The organism is Mycobacterium sp. 29Ha (assembly GCF_032883055.1).
Taxonomy (GTDB): Bacteria; Actinomycetota; Actinomycetes; order Mycobacteriales; family Mycobacteriaceae; genus Mycobacterium; species Mycobacterium gallinarum.
The window spans coordinates 19,910-37,069 of the sequence record NZ_JAMQTI010000023.1 but is presented as its reverse complement, the minus strand read 5'-3'; the positions used below and the strand labels follow the sequence as shown (position 1 = coordinate 37,069).

The 17,160-nt window shown below is 65.9% G+C and carries 15 protein-coding genes; 8 read left to right on the top strand and 7 right to left on the bottom strand.

Annotated elements, in window-relative coordinates:
- Positions 1–3 precede the first annotated feature (3 nt).
- From nuoL to M1248_RS24955, 4 genes are all read left to right on the top strand, one after another.
- Positions 4–1,914, top strand: a complete 1,911-nt coding sequence (gene nuoL / locus M1248_RS24970; RefSeq protein WP_317150045.1) for an NADH-quinone oxidoreductase subunit L — start codon at positions 4–6, stop codon at positions 1,912–1,914.
- A complete protein-coding gene (locus tag M1248_RS24965) occupies positions 1,908–3,491 on the top strand; it encodes an NADH-quinone oxidoreductase subunit M (RefSeq protein WP_163736534.1) in 1,584 nt (527 codons plus the stop codon). The genes nuoL and M1248_RS24965 overlap by 7 nt, the downstream gene beginning before the upstream one ends.
- On the top strand, positions 3,488–5,065 hold the full coding sequence (gene nuoN, locus M1248_RS24960; protein WP_163736530.1) for an NADH-quinone oxidoreductase subunit NuoN: 1,578 nt from the start codon (positions 3,488–3,490) through the stop codon (positions 5,063–5,065). Before M1248_RS24965 ends, nuoN begins: the two co-directional genes overlap by 4 nt.
- A gap of 68 nt (positions 5,066–5,133) precedes the next feature.
- Positions 5,134–5,910 carry an enoyl-CoA hydratase gene (locus M1248_RS24955; RefSeq protein ID WP_317150044.1) on the top strand — a complete coding sequence of 259 codons (777 nt, stop codon included), beginning with the start codon at positions 5,134–5,136 and terminating at the stop codon, positions 5,908–5,910.
- Here M1248_RS24955 and M1248_RS24950 read toward each other — a convergent pair.
- Positions 5,907–6,590 (bottom strand): PIG-L deacetylase family protein, encoded by a 684-nt coding sequence (locus M1248_RS24950; protein WP_317150043.1) that lies wholly within the window; start codon positions 6,588–6,590, stop codon positions 5,907–5,909. The two genes, M1248_RS24955 and M1248_RS24950, sit on opposite strands and share 4 nt — an antisense overlap.
- A gap of 5 nt (positions 6,591–6,595) precedes the next feature.
- Positions 6,596–7,198: a TetR/AcrR family transcriptional regulator gene (locus tag M1248_RS24945; protein WP_163736513.1), complete on the bottom strand. Its 603-nt coding sequence runs from the start codon at positions 7,196–7,198 to the stop codon at positions 6,596–6,598.
- A 45-nt stretch (positions 7,199–7,243) separates the two neighbouring features.
- Here M1248_RS24945 and M1248_RS24940 point away from each other — a divergent pair, with 45 nt between their 5' ends.
- Both M1248_RS24940 and M1248_RS24935 read left to right on the top strand, forming a co-directional pair.
- Positions 7,244–8,377, top strand: coding sequence for a phosphotransferase family protein (locus M1248_RS24940; RefSeq protein ID WP_163736510.1), 1,134 nt, complete (start codon positions 7,244–7,246; stop codon positions 8,375–8,377).
- The gene (locus M1248_RS24935) at positions 8,377–9,489 is read left to right on the top strand and encodes a hypothetical protein (protein ID WP_317150042.1); all 1,113 of its coding nucleotides are present in this window, start codon (positions 8,377–8,379) and stop codon (positions 9,487–9,489) included. Before M1248_RS24940 ends, M1248_RS24935 begins: the two co-directional genes overlap by 1 nt.
- 43 nt (positions 9,490–9,532) lie before the next feature.
- On the opposite strand, the gene M1248_RS24930 is transcribed toward M1248_RS24935, so the two are convergent.
- Positions 9,533–9,901 (bottom strand): DUF4345 family protein, encoded by a 369-nt coding sequence (locus tag M1248_RS24930; RefSeq protein WP_317150041.1) that lies wholly within the window; start codon positions 9,899–9,901, stop codon positions 9,533–9,535.
- A 36-nt stretch (positions 9,902–9,937) separates the two neighbouring features.
- On the opposite strand from M1248_RS24930, the gene M1248_RS24925 reads away from it, so the two are divergent.
- Complete coding sequence (locus tag M1248_RS24925; protein WP_317150040.1) at positions 9,938–10,699, top strand: helix-turn-helix domain-containing protein; 762 nt, start codon at positions 9,938–9,940, stop codon at positions 10,697–10,699.
- On the opposite strand, the gene M1248_RS24920 is transcribed toward M1248_RS24925, so the two are convergent.
- The 3 genes from M1248_RS24920 to M1248_RS24910 are packed head-to-tail and all read right to left on the bottom strand — an operon-like array spanning position 10,656 to position 14,697.
- Positions 10,656–12,143 carry an NAD(P)/FAD-dependent oxidoreductase gene (locus M1248_RS24920; RefSeq protein WP_317150039.1) on the bottom strand — a complete coding sequence of 496 codons (1,488 nt, stop codon included), beginning with the start codon at positions 12,141–12,143 and terminating at the stop codon, positions 10,656–10,658. The genes M1248_RS24925 and M1248_RS24920 overlap by 44 nt on opposite strands.
- Before the next feature lie 9 nt (positions 12,144–12,152).
- The gene (locus tag M1248_RS24915) at positions 12,153–13,685 is read right to left on the bottom strand and encodes an NAD(P)/FAD-dependent oxidoreductase (RefSeq protein WP_317150038.1); all 1,533 of its coding nucleotides are present in this window, start codon (positions 13,683–13,685) and stop codon (positions 12,153–12,155) included.
- 40 nt (positions 13,686–13,725) lie between these two features.
- Positions 13,726–14,697: a TIGR03617 family F420-dependent LLM class oxidoreductase gene (locus M1248_RS24910; RefSeq protein WP_317150079.1), complete on the bottom strand. Its 972-nt coding sequence runs from the start codon at positions 14,695–14,697 to the stop codon at positions 13,726–13,728.
- 28 nt (positions 14,698–14,725) lie between these two features.
- Here M1248_RS24910 and M1248_RS24905 point away from each other — a divergent pair, with 28 nt between their 5' ends.
- Positions 14,726–16,093 carry a flavin monoamine oxidase family protein gene (locus tag M1248_RS24905; protein WP_317150037.1) on the top strand — a complete coding sequence of 456 codons (1,368 nt, stop codon included), beginning with the start codon at positions 14,726–14,728 and terminating at the stop codon, positions 16,091–16,093.
- On the opposite strand, the gene M1248_RS24900 is transcribed toward M1248_RS24905, so the two are convergent.
- Entirely contained in the window at positions 16,083–17,051 is a 969-nt protein-coding gene (locus tag M1248_RS24900) for an alpha/beta hydrolase (RefSeq protein WP_317150036.1), read from the bottom strand. The genes M1248_RS24905 and M1248_RS24900 overlap by 11 nt on opposite strands.
- Between the last annotated feature and the right edge of the window lie 109 nt (positions 17,052–17,160).

Genomic DNA, 17,160 nt, shown 5'->3' with positions numbered 1-17,160 from the left:
GCGATGACGATTCCAGTGTGGCTCACTATCGCCCTGCCGCTGGCGGGCGCGACGATACTTCTGTTGGGCGGACGGCGCACGAACGGCTGGGGCCACCTGCTGGGCACCGCGGCCTCACTCGGCGCCTTCGTGGTCGGCGCGGTGCTGTTCACCGACATGCTCGGTCGCGACGCCGAACAGCGCACCGTGCATGAATCGTTGTTCAGCTGGGTGCCCGTCGCCGGCCTGCAGGTCGACTTCGGGCTGCACCTCGACCAGCTGTCGATGTGCTTCGTGCTGCTGATCACAGGGGTCGGCTCGCTGATCCACATCTACTCCATCGGCTACATGGCCGAAGATCCCGAGCGGCGACGCTTTTTCGCCTACCTCAACCTGTTCCTGTCCGCGATGCTGCTGCTGGTGCTCGCCGACAACTACTTAGGGCTGTACGTCGGCTGGGAGGGCGTGGGCCTCGCGTCATACCTGCTGATCGGGTTCTGGCAACACAAACCATCGGCGGCGACCGCGGCGAAGAAGGCCTTCATCGTCAACCGTGTCGGTGACATCGGCCTGGCCGTCGCGCTGATGGTGATGTTCGCCTATATCGGGTCCATCTCCTTTCAGGGCGTCTTCGCCGCCGCGCCGAATGTCAGTGAGGGCGTGCTCACCGCGATCGGCCTGTTGCTGCTGCTGGCGGCGTGCGGCAAGTCCGCACAGGTGCCGCTGCAGTCCTGGCTCGGCGACGCGATGGAGGGCCCGACACCGGTGTCGGCGCTCATCCACGCCGCGACGATGGTGACCGCGGGCGTCTACCTGATCGTGCGATCCGGCCCGGTCTTCGACCTCGCGCCGTATGCGCAACTCGGTGTCGTGATCGTCGGCGCGGTGACGCTGCTGTTCGGCGCGATCGTCGGCTGCGCCAAGGACGACATCAAAAAAGCGCTCGCCGCGTCGACGATGAGCCAGATCGGCTACATGGTGCTGGCGGCCGGCCTCGGACCGGCCGGGTACGCGTTCGCGATCATGCACCTGCTCACCCACGGCTTCTTCAAGGCCGGCCTGTTCCTCGGTGCCGGCTCGGTTATGCACGGGATGAACGACGAGGTCAACATGCGCCGCTACGGCGGCCTGCGCAAGGCGCTGCCGATCACCTTCGCCACCTTCGGGCTCGGTTACCTGGCGATCATCGGCGTGCCGCCGTTGGCCGGCTTCTTCTCCAAGGACGGCATCATCGAAGCCGCGCTCGGCGCGGGCGGCGTCAAGGGCTACCTCCTGGGCGGCGCGGCGATCCTCGGCGCAGGCATCACCGCGTTCTACATGACCCGGGTGATGCTGATGACGTTCTTCGGCGAAAAGCGTTGGGCGCCTTCGGGGGCGAGCGAAGCGACGGGAGAAGCCGAGTTCCATCCGCATGAGTCACCGAAGGTCATGACGTGGCCGATGATCCTGCTGGCCATCGGATCAGTCGGCTCCGGCGCGGCGTTCGCCATCGGCGGCACGCTCGAGCACTGGCTGGAACCCGTCGTCGGCGCACACGAGATCCACCACGTCGCCCCGGTGTGGGTGGTCACCACCGTGATCCTGGCCGTGGTGGCCGTCGGCATCGCGATCGCCTACCGCATGTACGGCAAGCGTGAGATTCCCGTCGAGGTTCCCGCCGGGTCGGTACTCGCCGTGGCGGCACGCCGAGACCTCTACGGCGACGCACTCAACGAAGAACTGTTCATGCGGCCGGGTCAGCTGGTCGCCAGGGGGTTGGTCGAAATCGACGATGAGGTAGTCGACGGCGCGGGAACCGGATTGGCGGCGCTGGTGTCCCGCTCCTCCACCGGGCTGCGTCAGTTGCAGACCGGGTTCGCCCGCTCCTACGCGTTGTCGATGTTGGCCGGCGCCTTACTCGTCGTCGGCGCGATCCTGGCGGTGCAACTGTGGTGACCTCATTCCCGTGGTTGACGGTGCTGTGGGTGGTGCCGATGGTGGGCGCCGCGATCGTGATCCTGCTGCCCGCGTCGCTGCGCGCGGCCTCCAAGTGGCTGGCGCTGATCGTCTCGGTGGTGGTGCTGGCCATCACGGTGCTGCTCGCGGTCAACTTCGATCCCGCCGGAGACCAATACCAGTTCGTCGAATCCCATAAGTGGATACCGTCATTCGGCACCGGCTACATCCTCGGTCTGGACGGCATCGCACTCGCGATCGTCGCCCTCACCGCGGTGCTGGTGCCACTGCTGCTGATCGCGGGCTGGAACGACGTCAGCGACCAGGCCGCCTGGGGCGGACGCTCCACCCACGCCTACTTCGCGCTCACGCTAGCCGTCGAGGGCATGGTCATCATGTCGCTCGTCTCGCTGGACATCCTGCTGTTCTACGTCTTCTTCGAGGCGATGCTGATCCCGATGTACTTCCTCATCGGCGGCTTCGGGGGATCTGGAGGAAGCCGAACCCAGGCTTCTAAAGCAGCCGTGAAGTTCCTGCTGTACAACTTGTTCGGCGGTCTGGTCATGCTGGCCGCGGTGATCGGCCTGTACGTCGTGACCGCGGGCAGCGACGCCTTCGAGTCGGGCACGTTCGACTTCCGCTTGATCGTCGAGGCGGTGTCCAGCGGCGAGTTCGTCGTCAATCCGGCCGTGATGAATCTGCTGTTCCTCGGCTTCATGTTCGCGTTCGCGGTGAAGGCTCCGCTATGGCCCTTCCACCGCTGGCTGCCCGACGCCGCGGTCGAGGCCACGCCCGCCAGTGCCGTGCTGATGATGGCGATCATGGACAAGGTCGGCACGTTCGGCATGCTGCGGTACTGCCTGCAGTTGTTCCCCGACTCGGCAACGTATTTCCGGCCGATGATCATCACGCTCGCCGTGATCGGGATCGTCTACGGAGCGATCGTCGCGATCGGCCAGACCGACGTGATGCGCCTGATCGCCTACACGTCGATCTCCCACTTCGGCTTCATCATCCTCGGCATCTTCGTGATGACCAGCCAGGGCCAGTCCGGGTCGACGCTGTACATGGTCAACCACGGCCTGTCGACGGCGGCGCTGTTCCTGATCGCGGGATTTCTGGTGTCGCGCAGGGGCAGTCGCCTCATCGAGTCGTACGGCGGGGTGCAGAAGGTCGCACCGGTGCTCGCCGGCACCTTCCTGGTATCAGGCCTGGCGACCCTGTCACTGCCGGGTCTGGCACCGTTCATCAGCGAATTCCTGGTACTGGTCGGCACGTTCACCCGCTACCCGGTATTCGCGGTGTTCGCGTCGACCGCGCTGGTGCTGTCCGCGGTCTACATCCTGTGGATGTACCAGCGGATGATGACCGGGCCCGTCAAGGACGGCAACGACAAGCTCCGCGACCTCGTCCCACGCGAAATCCTGGTCGTCGCACCGCTCATCGCGCTGCTGATCGTGCTGGGCGTCTATCCCAAACCCGCGTTGGACGTGATCAACCCGGCGGTCACTCACACGCTGACCACCATCGACCAACCTGATCCGGTTCCTCAGTTCGCAGAAGGGCCGACGCGATGAACCTGCAAACGCCCGTCGTCGAATATGACCTGCTGTCCCCGATGCTGATTGTCTTCGGCGTGGCCATCCTCGGTGTCCTTGTCGAGGCGTTTCTGCCGCGCCAGCGCAGGTACACCGCTCAGCTCGTACTGTGCCTCGGCGGCCTGATCGCCGCACTGGTCGCCGTCGTGATGCTGGCCCGCGATCTGCACGGCACGATCGGCCACACCGCGATCATGGGCGCCGTCGTCATCGACAAGCCGGCGTTGTTCCTCCAGGCCACGATCCTGCTCGTCGGGGTGCTGGGCATCCTGCTCATCGCCGAACGTCAGATCGGGTCAGAACCGGAGGGCGGCAACGGATCTCGAGGGTTGGACGGGTTCACGCCGCAGGCGTCCGCGATTCCCGGGTCGGTCGCCGAACAGCTCGCCACCAAGGCCGGGGTGATCCAGACCGAGGTGTTTCCGCTGACCATGTTCGCGGTCGGCGGCATGCTGCTGTTCCCCGCCGCCGACGACCTGCTGACGATGTTCATCGCGCTCGAGGTGCTGTCGCTGCCCCTGTACCTGCTGTGCGGCCTCGCCCGCAGGCGCCGTCTGCTCTCGCAGGAAGCCGCGCTCAAATACTTTCTGCTCGGCGCCTTCTCGTCTGCGTTCTTCTTGTTCGGTGCCGCGATGCTGTACGGCTACTCGGGGACGCTGGATCTCCGTGAGATCGCCGCGGTCGTATCCGCCGGGTCAGGCAAGACGTCACTGGCCCTGATCGGTACCGCGATGCTGCTGGTGGGCGTGCTGTTCAAGGTCGGTGCTGTGCCGTTCCACTCGTGGATTCCCGACGTATATCAGGGCGCGCCGACCCCGATCACCGCGTTCATGGCCGCCGCCACCAAGATCGCCGCCTTCGGTGCGATGCTGCGGGTGTTCTACGTCGCGCTGCCCGAACTGCGCGACGACTGGCGGCCAGTGCTGTGGGCGATCGCGATCCTGACGATGGTCGTGGGCACGGTCACGGCCATCACGCAGACCGATGTGAAGCGCATGCTGGCGTATTCGGCGGTGGCGCATACCGGGTTCATCCTCACCGGTGTGATCGCCGAGAACGAGTCTGGGTTGTCGTCGACCCTGTTCTATCTGTTCGCCTACGGATTCAGCACCGTCGGCGCGTTCGCGGTGGTGAGCCTGGTCCGCAATGCTGCGGGTGAAGAAGACACCGCGATGGCGCGCTGGGCAGGGCTCGGCAGACGATATCCCGTCGTGGCGGTGGTGTTCTCGCTGTTCCTGCTCGCGTTCGCGGGTATCCCGTTGACGAGCGGATTCGTCAGCAAGTTCGCGGTCTTCAAGGCAGCAGGCGAGGGCGGCGCGATACCGCTGGTCATCGTCGGCGTGCTCGCCAGCGCCGTCGCCGCGTACTTCTACGTGCGGGTCATCGTGTTGATGTTCTTCACCGACCCGCCCGACGACGCACCGACCGTCGTGGTGCCCAGCGTGCTCAGCACCGCCGTTGTCACGGTCACCGCGGCCGTCACGTTCGCCCTCGGCGCGCTGCCACAGCCGCTGCTGGACCTGGCGAACACCGCCAATCAATTCCTGCGGTAGCTTCGCGCGATACGCCGCTACCAGGTTCGCCGCTGGCAGCGCACAGACGAGAAGGCGAGTTTGCCAGCATGACTCCTACACGAATCGTCGCCCGGACCGACATCGGCGCGGTCCGAGTGCTGACGCTCAACCGCCCCGAAGCCCGAAATGCCCTGAGTCGCGACCTGATCCGCGCGACCTACACCGCGTTGACCGACGCCGACGCCGACGATTCGGTGCGCGCCGTCGTACTCACCGGCGCCGACCCGGCGTTCTGCGCAGGCGTCGACCTCAAGGAGGCGCAGCGCTTCGGCACCGAGTACTTCGCGGAATTCCGGTCACACAGCTGCATCGAGGCCACCGGGAGAATGCGCACCCCGATCATCGCCGCGATCAACGGGGCGGTGTTCACCGGTGGTCTTGAAATGGCGCTCGGCTGCGACTTTCTCATCGCATCGGAGCGGGCGGTGTTCGCCGACACGCACGCCCGCGTCGGCATCCTGCCCGGCGGCGGCATGACGGCACGCCTCCCCCAGCTCGTCGGCCTCGGGATGGCCAGGCGCCTTTCGATGACCGGCGAAGTAATCGATGCGGCGCGCGCCGAGCACATCGGACTGGTGACCGAGGTCGTCCCCCACGACCGTCTTCTCGACCGGGCGCTGGAGTTGGCGGCGCAGATCGCCGAGGTTCCCGGCCCAACGATGCTGGGGCTCAAGGAGATCTACACGACGGGCGCGGCCGCCGTCATCGATCCGGCGCTGGCCGCCGAAGACAGCATCGCGAACGCGCAGAGCCGCGATTTCGCTGGTCTCGGCGATCGGTTCCGTGCGGTGACCGAGCGCAACAAGGGTCAGATAGAGGGCTAGCGCGGACGCTTGAGAATGAACTCGACCGTGCGGCGACCATTGAACTCCGGCCGCGGCTCGGTCGTCATGTCCACCTGCTGGCGCGCCTGTTCGAGCACAGGCGTATTCGGGTCGAGCGCCGAAAGGTAGACCTCGTGCGCGGCGAGCGAGGCGACTGCCCGCTCGTAGCACTTGTCGTCGATCACCTCGGCATGGGTCGCGTCGGGACCGTTCTCGAACAACCACCGTGGCGGGTCGGACAGCGAATCGTAGGCGTCGGCAACGGCATTGGAGAATTCGATGTGGTCGCGCTGATTCGGCGCGTCGGGCGCCCATCGAGGGCCGCTGTAGATCGTGACGACCACATCGGGCGCCAGGTCGCTGATGGTCTCGGCGATCTTGGCCCGCAGTTCAGGCGTGTTGCGGATGTCGCTGTCGGGAAAGTCCCAGAAGTCGACGTGCTCGACGCCGACGATGGCGGCCGAGCGACGCTGTTCGCCTTCGCGCAACGGGCCGGCCTGCTCCGCAGGCATACCGGCTATGCCTACTTCGCCCCGGCACGCCAACGCGTAACGCACGGTCTTGCCCGACGCCGTCCACTTGGCGACTGCGGCGGCGACGCCGTACTCGGGATCGTCGGGATGCGGCACCAGCACCAGCGCGCTGTCCCAGTCGGAAGGGAACGGTTGAAGATCAGCCACGCCTGCTATGCGACCACACCGTGGACGACGATCGCGGTGGTCTGGTCAACCCAATCGGCGCCGAGGGGCTCGTCGGGCCACAACAACATCCGCAGCAGGGTGGCACCGCCGATCACCTCGACGAGCCTGTCCGGATCGATGTCGGCATGTACCTCGCCGCGCACGACGGCGTCGGCCAATCGGGTACGCACAGCGGCGTACGCACCGGTGAAGCGTTCCATGACGCGGGCGTTGAGATCGGCATCGGCGGACATGTCGGAGATCAGTCCGGGCAGCGCAGCGCGCACCAGCGGGCTGGTGAACACCTCTCGGGTGGCGTCGATCATCGCGCGGATGTCGGCGGTGATGTCGCCGGGCGGCGTCTCGATCGCAGTGGGCGCTGCGGGGAAGGCCGCCTCGTGCACCAGCTCCGCCTTACTCGACCACCGGCGGTACAGCGCCGTCTTGGTGGTGCCCGCCCGCTCGGCGACGGCGGCCATCGTGAGATTCGAATAGCCGATTTCCACAAGTAGTTCGGCGGTGGCGCGAAGTATGGCAGCGTCAATGCGTGGATCGCGGGGCCGCCCGGCGCCCGGGGTCTTGTCAACGATCGACGCGTCTGATTTCATATCGCTACGGATCGTATCGTAATTACCGGCCGAAGGAACAGTCTGATGCCAAGCGAACCGGCTGTCGAAGACATCAGCCGTCTAGAACACTCAAGCCGCGACCTGACGGCGCTACCCGAGGTGATGTCGCAATGGCTGTCGACTGTGATGCCCGGCGGGGCCGTTCCCGAGATCACCGTGGAAAGCGGGGTGGACTCCAACGGGATGTCGTCGGAGACCATCATCCTGACTGGCCGCTGGGACGAGGACGGCGAACGCCGCGAGCAGAAGTTCGTGGCCCGGGTCGCCCCCGCCAAGCAGGACGTACCGGTGTTCTCGTCCTACCGCATGGACCATCAGTTCGACGTCATCCGCATCGTCGGTGAGAAGACCGATGTGCCGGTCCCCCCGGTGCGCTGGCTGGAAGCCACCGGCTCGGTGCTGGGCACACAGTTCTTCCTGATGGACTACGTCGACGGACGCGTGCCACCCGATGTGATGCCATATACGTTCGGCGGTAACTGGTTTGCCGACGCCCCCTACGAGAACCAGCGCGAACTGCAGGACAGCACCGTCGAGGTGATCGCCAAGCTGCATGCCATCCCCGAGCCGGAAAAGGTGTTCGACTTTCTCGACGACGGGTCGGAGCCAAACGCGTTGCGGCGCAACTTCAACTGGTTGAAGTCCTGGTACCAGTTCGCAGTTCCCGACATCGGCACCTCATCGCTGGTGGAGCGCTCCCTCGAGTGGCTGGAGGCGAACTGGCCAGAGGACGTCGCCGCCACCGATCCCGTTCTGGTGTGGGGCGACTCCCGCATCGGCAATGTGCTCTACGACGGATTCAAACCAACCGCCGTACTCGACTGGGAGATGGCCACGCTTGGTCCGCGCGAGATGGACGTGGCATGGATTATCTTCGCTCACATGGTCTTTCAGGAGCTGGCCGGACTGGCTGGCCTGCCCGGACTGCCCGACGTCATGCGCGAAGAGGACGTGCGCGCCGTCTACTCCCAGCACAGCGGCGTCGAGCTGGGCGACCTGAAATGGTTCTACGTGTACTCCGGCGTGATCTGGTGCTGCGTTTTCATGCGGACCACCGCGCGGCGGGTCCGCTTCGGCGAGATGGAAGCACCCGAGGACATCGAATCGCTGTTCTACCACGGCTCTGTACTCAAACGACTCATTGGAGATGACGCCTGATGCTCGGCCCCACCGACGAATTTCCTATCCACCAGATCCCGCAACCCATTTCGTGGCCAGGAGCGTCTGACCGGAACTTCTACGACCGCTCGTATTTCAACGCTCACGACCGCACCGGCGACATCTTCCTGATCACCGGCATCGGTTACTACCCCAACCTCGGCGTCAAGGACGCATTCGTCCTCGTCCGCCGCGGTGACACCCAGACTGCCGTCCATCTCAGTGACGGCATCGACCAGGACCGGCTGAACCAGCATGTGCTGGGCTACCGCGTCGAGGTCAGCGAACCGCTGCACAAATTGCGGATCATCCTCGAGGAGACCGACGGCATCGCCGTCGACCTCACCTGGAACGGGCTCTTCGATGTGATCCAGGAACAGCGCCACGTGCTTCGGTCGGGGACGCGCGTGACGCTGGACGCGCAGCGGTTCGCCCAGGTCGGCAGTTGGGCCGGGTCGATCGCCATCGACGGCGACGAGATCAAGGTCGATCCCGATGTCTGGATCGGCAGCCGTGATCGTTCTTGGGGTATCCGGCCGATCGGTGAGGCCGAACCCGCGGGACGGCCGGCGGATCCGCCCTTCGAGGGCATGTGGTGGCTGTACGTGCCGATGGCGTTCGACGACTTCGCGATCTGCCTGATCATCCAGGAGGAGCCCAACGGGTTCCGCAGCCTCAACGATGTCACGCGGATCTGGCGCGACGGGCGGGTGGAGCAGATGGGCTGGCCGAGAGTCAAGATCCACTACACCTCGGGCACGCGTGTCCCGACCGGCGCGACGATCGAGGCCACCGCGCAGGACGGCTCCCCCGTGCGTTTCGACGTGGAATCCAAGCTGCCGGTGCCTATCCACGTCGGTGGCGGCTACGGCGGCGATTCGGACTGGCTGCACGGCATGTGGAAGGGCGACAAGTTCACCGAACGCCTCACCTACGACATGACCGATCCGGCGATCGTCGGGCGTGCGGGCTTCGGGGTCATCGACCACGTGGGCCGCGCGGTGTGCATCGAGAACGGCAAGTCCGTCGAGGGCTGGGGCCTGTTCGAGCATGGCGCGCTCGGGCGGCACGACCCGTCGGGCTTCGCCGACTGGCTCACCGTCGCCCCTTAGCACTCGCGATTTCGGTGTAATCAGTCGCGGTGAGCGCGACCAACTACACCGAAATCGCAAAGAGGGCGGCCGCGGCGACGGCTTCGACCAGAAAATAGAACCAGTTCGGGTAGAACGCCGTTCGTTCGTCGAGCACCGCTGACACCAGGCGGCCGAACGCCATGCCGGCCAACGCCGCGCCGACGGTGATCAGGATGCCCGTCCGAACCGCGCCGTCGGCAACCACCGCGTATCCGAGCACCCCCGCGATCGCGAGCCCGAACCCGCCGTAGACCGCGCGGACCTCCGAGCGCGCGGCCGCCGACCCGAGGGTGATGCCGAACGGACGGATGATCGCGTCCGGGACCGCGAGCGCATAGCAGCCCATACCCGCGAAGAACACGCCGATTACGGCGATGACCGCGATCGTCACGGTAGCCTCCTGTGCGATTGAGGTAGGAGCTTCAGCATGACGGCACACACGGCGGCGGCGCTTCCACAAACCTGCTGCCCCACCGTCTGGCTGTGGCCGGGCCAAGCGCTGTATGCCGGTCCGAGCCTGAACCTGGAACCCCATTCGGGGTCGGTGTGGTGCTTGGCCGTCGGTATCGACGGGCCGTTGTCGGTGACGACGCCCGACGGCTCCGTCCGCGAAGGCGCCAGTCTGCTCATCCCCCCGCGGCTGACTCACCAACTGACGTGCCGCGGCCGCGGGCTGGTGTCCTGCTACCTGGAGCCGACATCCGTGCGCGCCGAGTCCTGCCGGACGCGGATGTCGGAGTGGACCGGCGAGATCGGCATGGTCCACACGGCCGAGACGGAGCTGACGTTCACTCCGGCCGACGACGAAAGCGCTTGCCGCTGGCTCGACTTGGCAGCACCAGCAGCGCAGCGGAATATCGATGCACGCATCGCGGCCGCAGCCCACCGGATCCGTACGGACCCTGCGACGGCGGTGCCGTCCCACGAACTCGCCACCGAAGCCGGGCTCTCAGAGTCGCGGTTCCTGCACCTGTTCCGCGCCGAAATGGGAACGAGCCTGCGGCGCTACCGGATCTGGGTGCGACTCATGCATGCGGGCACCGCGATCGCGGGCGGCGCCAATCTGACCGAAGCCGCGATGAAATCCGGCTTCGCGAGTCCCTCGCACCTGGCCGACCGATTCAAGTCGACCTTCGGGCTCTCGGCTAGCCGACTGCTTCAGACTGGGCTTGCGGTGCGGACGCCGTAGTCGAACGGCCGAACACCATCGACTCCTCGATGTCCTCGAACGGCTTACCGATGGCGTCCCGCAGATAGTTGTGCGTCACTTCCCACGGCCCATCAACGCCGGACTTCGGCAGCGCACCCTGCCCGCGCTGCACGTAGCCTGACTGCAGGTTGAACACCGGCTGCTCTGCCATGTCGACATCCCCGAGATGCGGGTAGGCATGTGTGTAGCCATGGGAATCCATGTACGCCAACAGCTTCGCCACCGAGCGGGCCGTCATGTCGGCGCCGAGCGTCCACGACGCGTTCGAGTATCCGAAGCACCATGCCGCATTCGGCACGTCCTCGAGGAGGTGACGCCGGAACGCAAACCGATCGTGGGGGTCGATCTTTTCACCGTCGATGCTCACCGTGACTCCGCCCAGGGCCTGCAACTGAATGCCGGTCGCGGTGATGATCACGTCCGCATCGATGCGTCGGCCTGACTTCAACACGATGCCGGTGGCGTCGATGTGGTCGATGTGGTCGGTCACGACATCGACGTCATCCCTGCCGACAGCCTTGTAGAAGTCGCCGTTGAGGATGAAGCACATCCGCTGATCCCACGGGTTGTACGGCGGCGTGAAATGGGTGTCGATGTCGTATCCCTCGGGCAGGTACTTCTCCGCGCCGCTGCGAAGCAGACGCTTGCTGAACTCGGGCGCCTTTCGTGCGACCAGCCAGAGCACCGAACCGAACAACGACAAGATCACGCGAGCGACCGCATGGGAGATTCTGCGCGGCAGCACTTTCCGGATACCGTTGATCACCGGCTGCACCCGCTGCAACGACAGCAGGTATGACGGTGTGCGCTGCAGCATCGTGACGTGCGCGGCTTTCTCGGCCAGCGAGGGGATCATGCTGATGGCCGTCGCGCCGCTGCCGATGACCACCAGCCGCTTGCCCGCATAGTCGAAGCCCTCCGGCCAGTGCTGCGGATGCACCACCTCGCCGTTGAAGTCCTCGATGCCGGGGAACGGCGGTGTATAGGGCTCGTCGTAGTTGTAGTAGCCGCTGGCGAAGAACAGGAACCGTCCGCGGTACGTCCTCGGCTCGCCGCTCTCTTCCGTCTGGACGGTCCAGGTGTCGGTGGCCGAATCCCAGTCGGCGGAGATGACATGGGTGTTGAAACGGATGTGCTCGTCGATGCCGTGCTTGCGTGCCGCGTCGGCCATGTATTGCCAGATGTCGCCGCCATCGGCGATCATCTCCTTGTGCGTCCACGGCTCCCACGGAAAGCTCAGCGTGAAGATGTCGCTATCTGACCGAATACCGGGATACTGAAACAGATCCCACGTACCACCGAGCCGCTCACGCCTCTCCAGGATCGTGTAACTCAGGGTCGGGTTCTGCTCACGAATGCGGTAGGCCGCACCGATACCGGAGAAGCCCGCACCGATGATCAGCACGTCGCTGTAGTCAGTCATGAGAACCTCCTAGGCGGACTTCACTGCCCTGTCGTGCGCTCGGCCGAACACCATCGACTCCTCAATACGGTCGAAACGGTGGTCGATGGCGTCGAGCACATAGTTGTGCCGCACGTTCCACGGGCGATGGGTGCCCGACTTTGGCAGCACATGTCCAGAACGCTGGACGTAACCGGCGTTGATGTTCCAGGCCGGCTTTTCGGGCATCGGCTTGTCACCGAGATGCGGGTACGCATGTGTGTAGCCATGGGCGTCCATGTACGCCAACAGCTTCGCCACCGCTCGCGCCGTCAGGTCGACGCGCAACGTCCAGGAGGCGTTGATGTAACCGACGCTCCACGCCGCGTTGGGGATGTCCTCGAGCATGTGCTCCTTGTAGACGAACCGGTCCTGTGGCTTGACCTCTGTACCGTCGACACTCAACGCGACACCGCCGAGCGCCTGCAGCTGGATCCCGGTGGCGGAGATGATGATGTCGGCGTCGATTCGCTTTCCCGAGCGCAGCACGATTCCGGTGGCGTCGATGTGGTCGATCGCGTCGGTGACCACGTCCAGGCGGCCGTCCGCGATCGTTTCGTAGAAGTCGTTGTCGAGAATGGCGCACAGTCGTTGATCCCACGGGTCGTACCGTGGCTTGAAATGCGTGTCGACCGGATAGCCCTGCGGCAGATGACGTTTCGCGCTGCTGCGGACGTAGGACCTGCTGAGCCGCGGGAACGTCCTCGCGAAAGCGTAGACGACCACCGTGAAAAAGGTGTTGTAGAGACGGGCCGCGGAATAGCCGAGTCGACCCGGCAGCAGCTTGCGCAGAAATTGCACGATGGGGTTGATGCGAGGCGTCGACAGAATGTACGTCGGTGACCGCTGCAGCATGGTGACGTGGCCGGCCTTTTCCGTCAGCGAGGGAATCATGCTCACCGCCGTCGCGCCGCTACCGATCACCACGAGCTTCTTGCCGGTGTAGTCGAGCGATTCGGGCCAGTGCTGAGGATGGATCACCTCGCCCGAGAACTGTTCGAGGCCAGGGAAGTCCGGCCGGTACGGTTCGTCGTAGTTGTAGTAGCCGGTGCCGAAGAACAGGAAGCGGCACCGGTAGGTCGTTTCGTCGCCGTCATGGTCGGTGCGCACGGTCCAGGTGTCGGTGCTCGAGTCCCAGTCGGCCGACAGCACTCGGGTGTTGAACCGGATGTGCTCCTCGATGCCGTGCTTGCGGGCCGTCTGGACCAGGTATTCGCGGATGTCGTCACCGTCGGCCACGTTCTCCGGACGCCGCCACGGTTCGAAGGGGTAGCTCAGGGTGAAGATGTCACTGTCGGACCGGATACCCGGATAGCGATTCAGGTCCCAGGTACCGCCGATGCGGGCGCGGCGTTCCAGCACCGCATAGGTCAGGTTCGGGTTCTTCTCGTGGATTCGATACGCGGCCCCGATCCCGGAGATCCCCGCGCCGATGATCAAGACATCGAAGTACTCGCCGCCGACCGTCGGACCCCTGCCCTCCGGGTGGGGGCCCACTTCACGCAAGCGCTCATCGAAGTCCATCCGCAACCTCCTTTGGTTCGGCTGGGTACCACGATATGGGTCAGGACCCGAGCGCGTCCACGATCGACGCCAATGACTCCACCGCGATCGGTCCGGGCTGGTAGAGGCAGATCTGGTCCGCGACGCCGTCGACCCGGCCGCGGATGTGTGCGGCGACCTCGGCGGGACTTCCGCAGGCCGCGATCGTGTGCAGGATGTCGTCGTCGATGAGCTTGCCCATCTCCTCCCAGCGACCCTGCTTGGACAGCGTGTTCAACTCCGGCTGCAGGTCACCCCACCCGTGCACGTCCAGGACGGGTCGGTACGCGGGCGTCGATCCGTAGAACCCCAGCAGGCGGCGAGCGGCCGTGTGGTCTTCGCCTACCGACACGATGATCTCGGGGACGATCGCGAGGTCTGCCGCGTCGCGCCCCGCAGCCGCCAGTCCCTTCCGGACATTGGGCATGGTCACCTCGTCGAGGAAGCGCCTCGACCCGAACGGCATGACCAGCAGGCCATCAGCGACCTCGGCGGTCGCCCGCGTCAGCAACGGACCCAGCGCGCCGAGGTAGATCGGGGGCGGACCGAACGGATTCGGTCCCGGGTTGAAGGTCGGTGTCATCAGGGTGTGCCGGTAGTACTCGCCGCGGAAATCGAGACGTTCGCCGTTGTTCCACGCGGCGAAGATCGCGCGCAGCGCGCCGACCATCTCCTTCATCCGCGCGACCGGCTTGTCGAAGTCCGTGCCGTAGCGCTTCTCGATCTGGGCGCGCACCTGCGTGCCAAGGCCGAGCGTGAAGCGCCCCTGCGCCAGCAGCTGCAAGTCGTTGGCCTCATGCGCGAGCTGAACAGGGTTGCGCGGGAACGCGATTGCCACGTTCGTCATGAGATCGAGGCCACCGACGGTGGACGCGACCGCCAGCGGGGCGAACACGTCGTGCGGTCCTTCGAACGTGAATACGCCACTGGCTCCCGCCTCGCGCAGCGCATGCGCGCGTTCGATCGCATCCGTCGGGCCGAACAACGCTGTCATGATCTTCACAGCGTGAGAGCCTAGTGGCGTGACCATCCCGACGAATGCCGACGTCGTCGTCGTCGGTGCCGGGTTCGCAGGCTTGGCGGCCGCGCGCGAACTGGACAAACGCGGCCGCGACGTCGTGGTGCTCGAAGGCCGCGACCGCGTCGGCGGCCGATCGTCGACGGCGACCATCGCCGGCGTCCCCGTCGACCTGGGCGGCACTTTCGTCGGCCCGACCCAGGACGCGGTCATCGCGATGGCCGACGAGCTGGGGTGCCAGACGGTGCCGACCCACAGCCGCGGAAAGAACCTCATCCGGTGGCGCGGCAAGGTCCGCGCCTACCGCAGCACGATTCCGAGGCTGTCCATCCTCGAGCTACTCGACGTTTCCCGTATCCAGTGGCGGTTCGAGCGGGTGTGCCGGCGGGTGCCGGTGGACGAACCGTGGACGTCGCCGATCGCCGACATCCTCGACTCGAAGACGCTGGACCAGTGGCTGCGATACGTGCACGCCAGCGCCGGGACCAGGGACCTGATGACGATCATGGCCAGGGTGACGTGGGGGTGCGAGCCCGATGCGGTGTCGATGCTGCACGCCGTGCGCTATGTCAAGGCCGCGGGCGGTCTCGGCCGGATGCTCGACGTCGAGGGCGGTGCACAGCAGGACCGCTTCCCCGGCGGCACGCAGCAGATCGCGATCCGGATGGCAGAAGAGCTGGGTCCGCGTGTGGTGCTGGACGCCGCGGTGCGCACAATCGAACGCCAGACCGACGGCACGTTGGCAGTCACCTCGGACAAGGGGACGGTCACCGCGAAGGCCGTCATCGTGGCCATTCCGCCGGAGCATCGCAAAGGCATCGCGTTCCTACCGGAGCTGCCGCCCGAGTACGGCAAGCTCGCACAGCACTGGCCGCAGGGCAACCTGAGCAAGGCGTACGCCGCCTACGAGACGCCGTTCTGGCGTGCCAACGGCTGTTCGGGCGAGGCCTTGTCCGACGAGGGCCCGGTCTTCATCACGTTCGACGTCAGCCCCGGCGACTCCGATGTTCAAGGTCCCGGCGTCCTACTGGGATTCACCGACTCGCGGACGTTCGACCCGCTGCCCCCCGCCGACCGACGCGACCGCGCGCTGACCGGATTCGCGGCGTTGTTCGGTGATGCCGCGCTGCACCCCATCGACTACCTCGATCACTGCTGGAGCGCAGAGCAATTCGCGCCGGGCGGCCCGACCGCAGCGGTGCCGCCGGGCTCGTGGACGACGTACGGGCCGTGGTTGCGTAGGCCGGTCGACGGCATCCACTGGGCCGGAACGGAAACCGCCGACACGTGGACGGGCTTCCTCGACGGTGCGATCCGCTCCGGTCAGCGCGCGGCCGACGAGGTGGACCGGGAACTGTCGGCTAGGAGCTGACCCGGCGTTCCTCGGCGACCGAGTCGATGAGCCAGCGCAGGTGTTTGTTGACCGCATCTGGACGCTCGAGGATCGCGCAGTGACCGCCGGACAGTTCGACGAACTGCGCGAGATTCGGCACCTCCTTGGCGATTCGGCGCGACGACACCATCGGCAGCAGCCGATCCTGCTCGCTGCCGATCACCAAGGTCGGCACCGACAGGTTCGTCAACCCGATGTGTTGCGGTCCGAGTTGGTCGACGAGCGTGCGGGCCCAACCGCCTCGTCCGGCGGGCGGGGTCGCGGTGAACAGTTCGTAGATGAACTCCGCGATCGCAGGATCGGCGTCGCGGCCGACCGCCAGGGAAGACACGAATCGTCGGCTCGTGCGCGTAGCCACTCGCAGCAGCGGCGCCTCGCCGAACGTCTTGAGCAATGTGCCCGCAGTGAGGACGCGGGCGGCGGCCAACGGGGGTGGCACCGGCAGAAAGTTCACATGACGCAGCAGGTCGCCGGTGGTCGTGTTGATCAAAGCGGCGGCGTCGACGCGCTCTGCCACCTCGTCCGGATAACGCTCCGCCCACGACGAGATCGCGATGCCGCCCATCGAATGCCCCGCGATGACGGCGCGCTCCCCCGGTTTCAACGTTGCCTCGAGCACGGCGTCGACGTCGCCGGCCAGGCAGTCCAGGCTGTAGCCGCTGCGCCTGGCGGGTATTGCGCTGCGGCCGTGGCCGCGGTGATCGAAGGCGATGACGCGGTGATCCTTGGCCAGGTCAGCGATCTGGTAGGCCCACACGCGAAGGGCGCAGGTGATGCCGTGAGCCAGCACTACGGGGTAACCGTCCTCGGGCCCGAAGACCTCGGCGTGCAGCCGGATACCGTCCTTGGAACGCACGCCGACGCTGCGTCCGCGGCCCAACGCCTCGGCCGCGGCGAACCTTCTCGCCCGCGATCGGCCTCGTTGACCTACCGCCATGGGTGCTCCCCTCGCGCTCGGCAACATTGCCGGGTTCATCAGCCTACCGGTCGGTTGGTCAGAGTTGCCGCAGGAGTTAAATGATGGCGTCGACGAATGAAAGGCCACG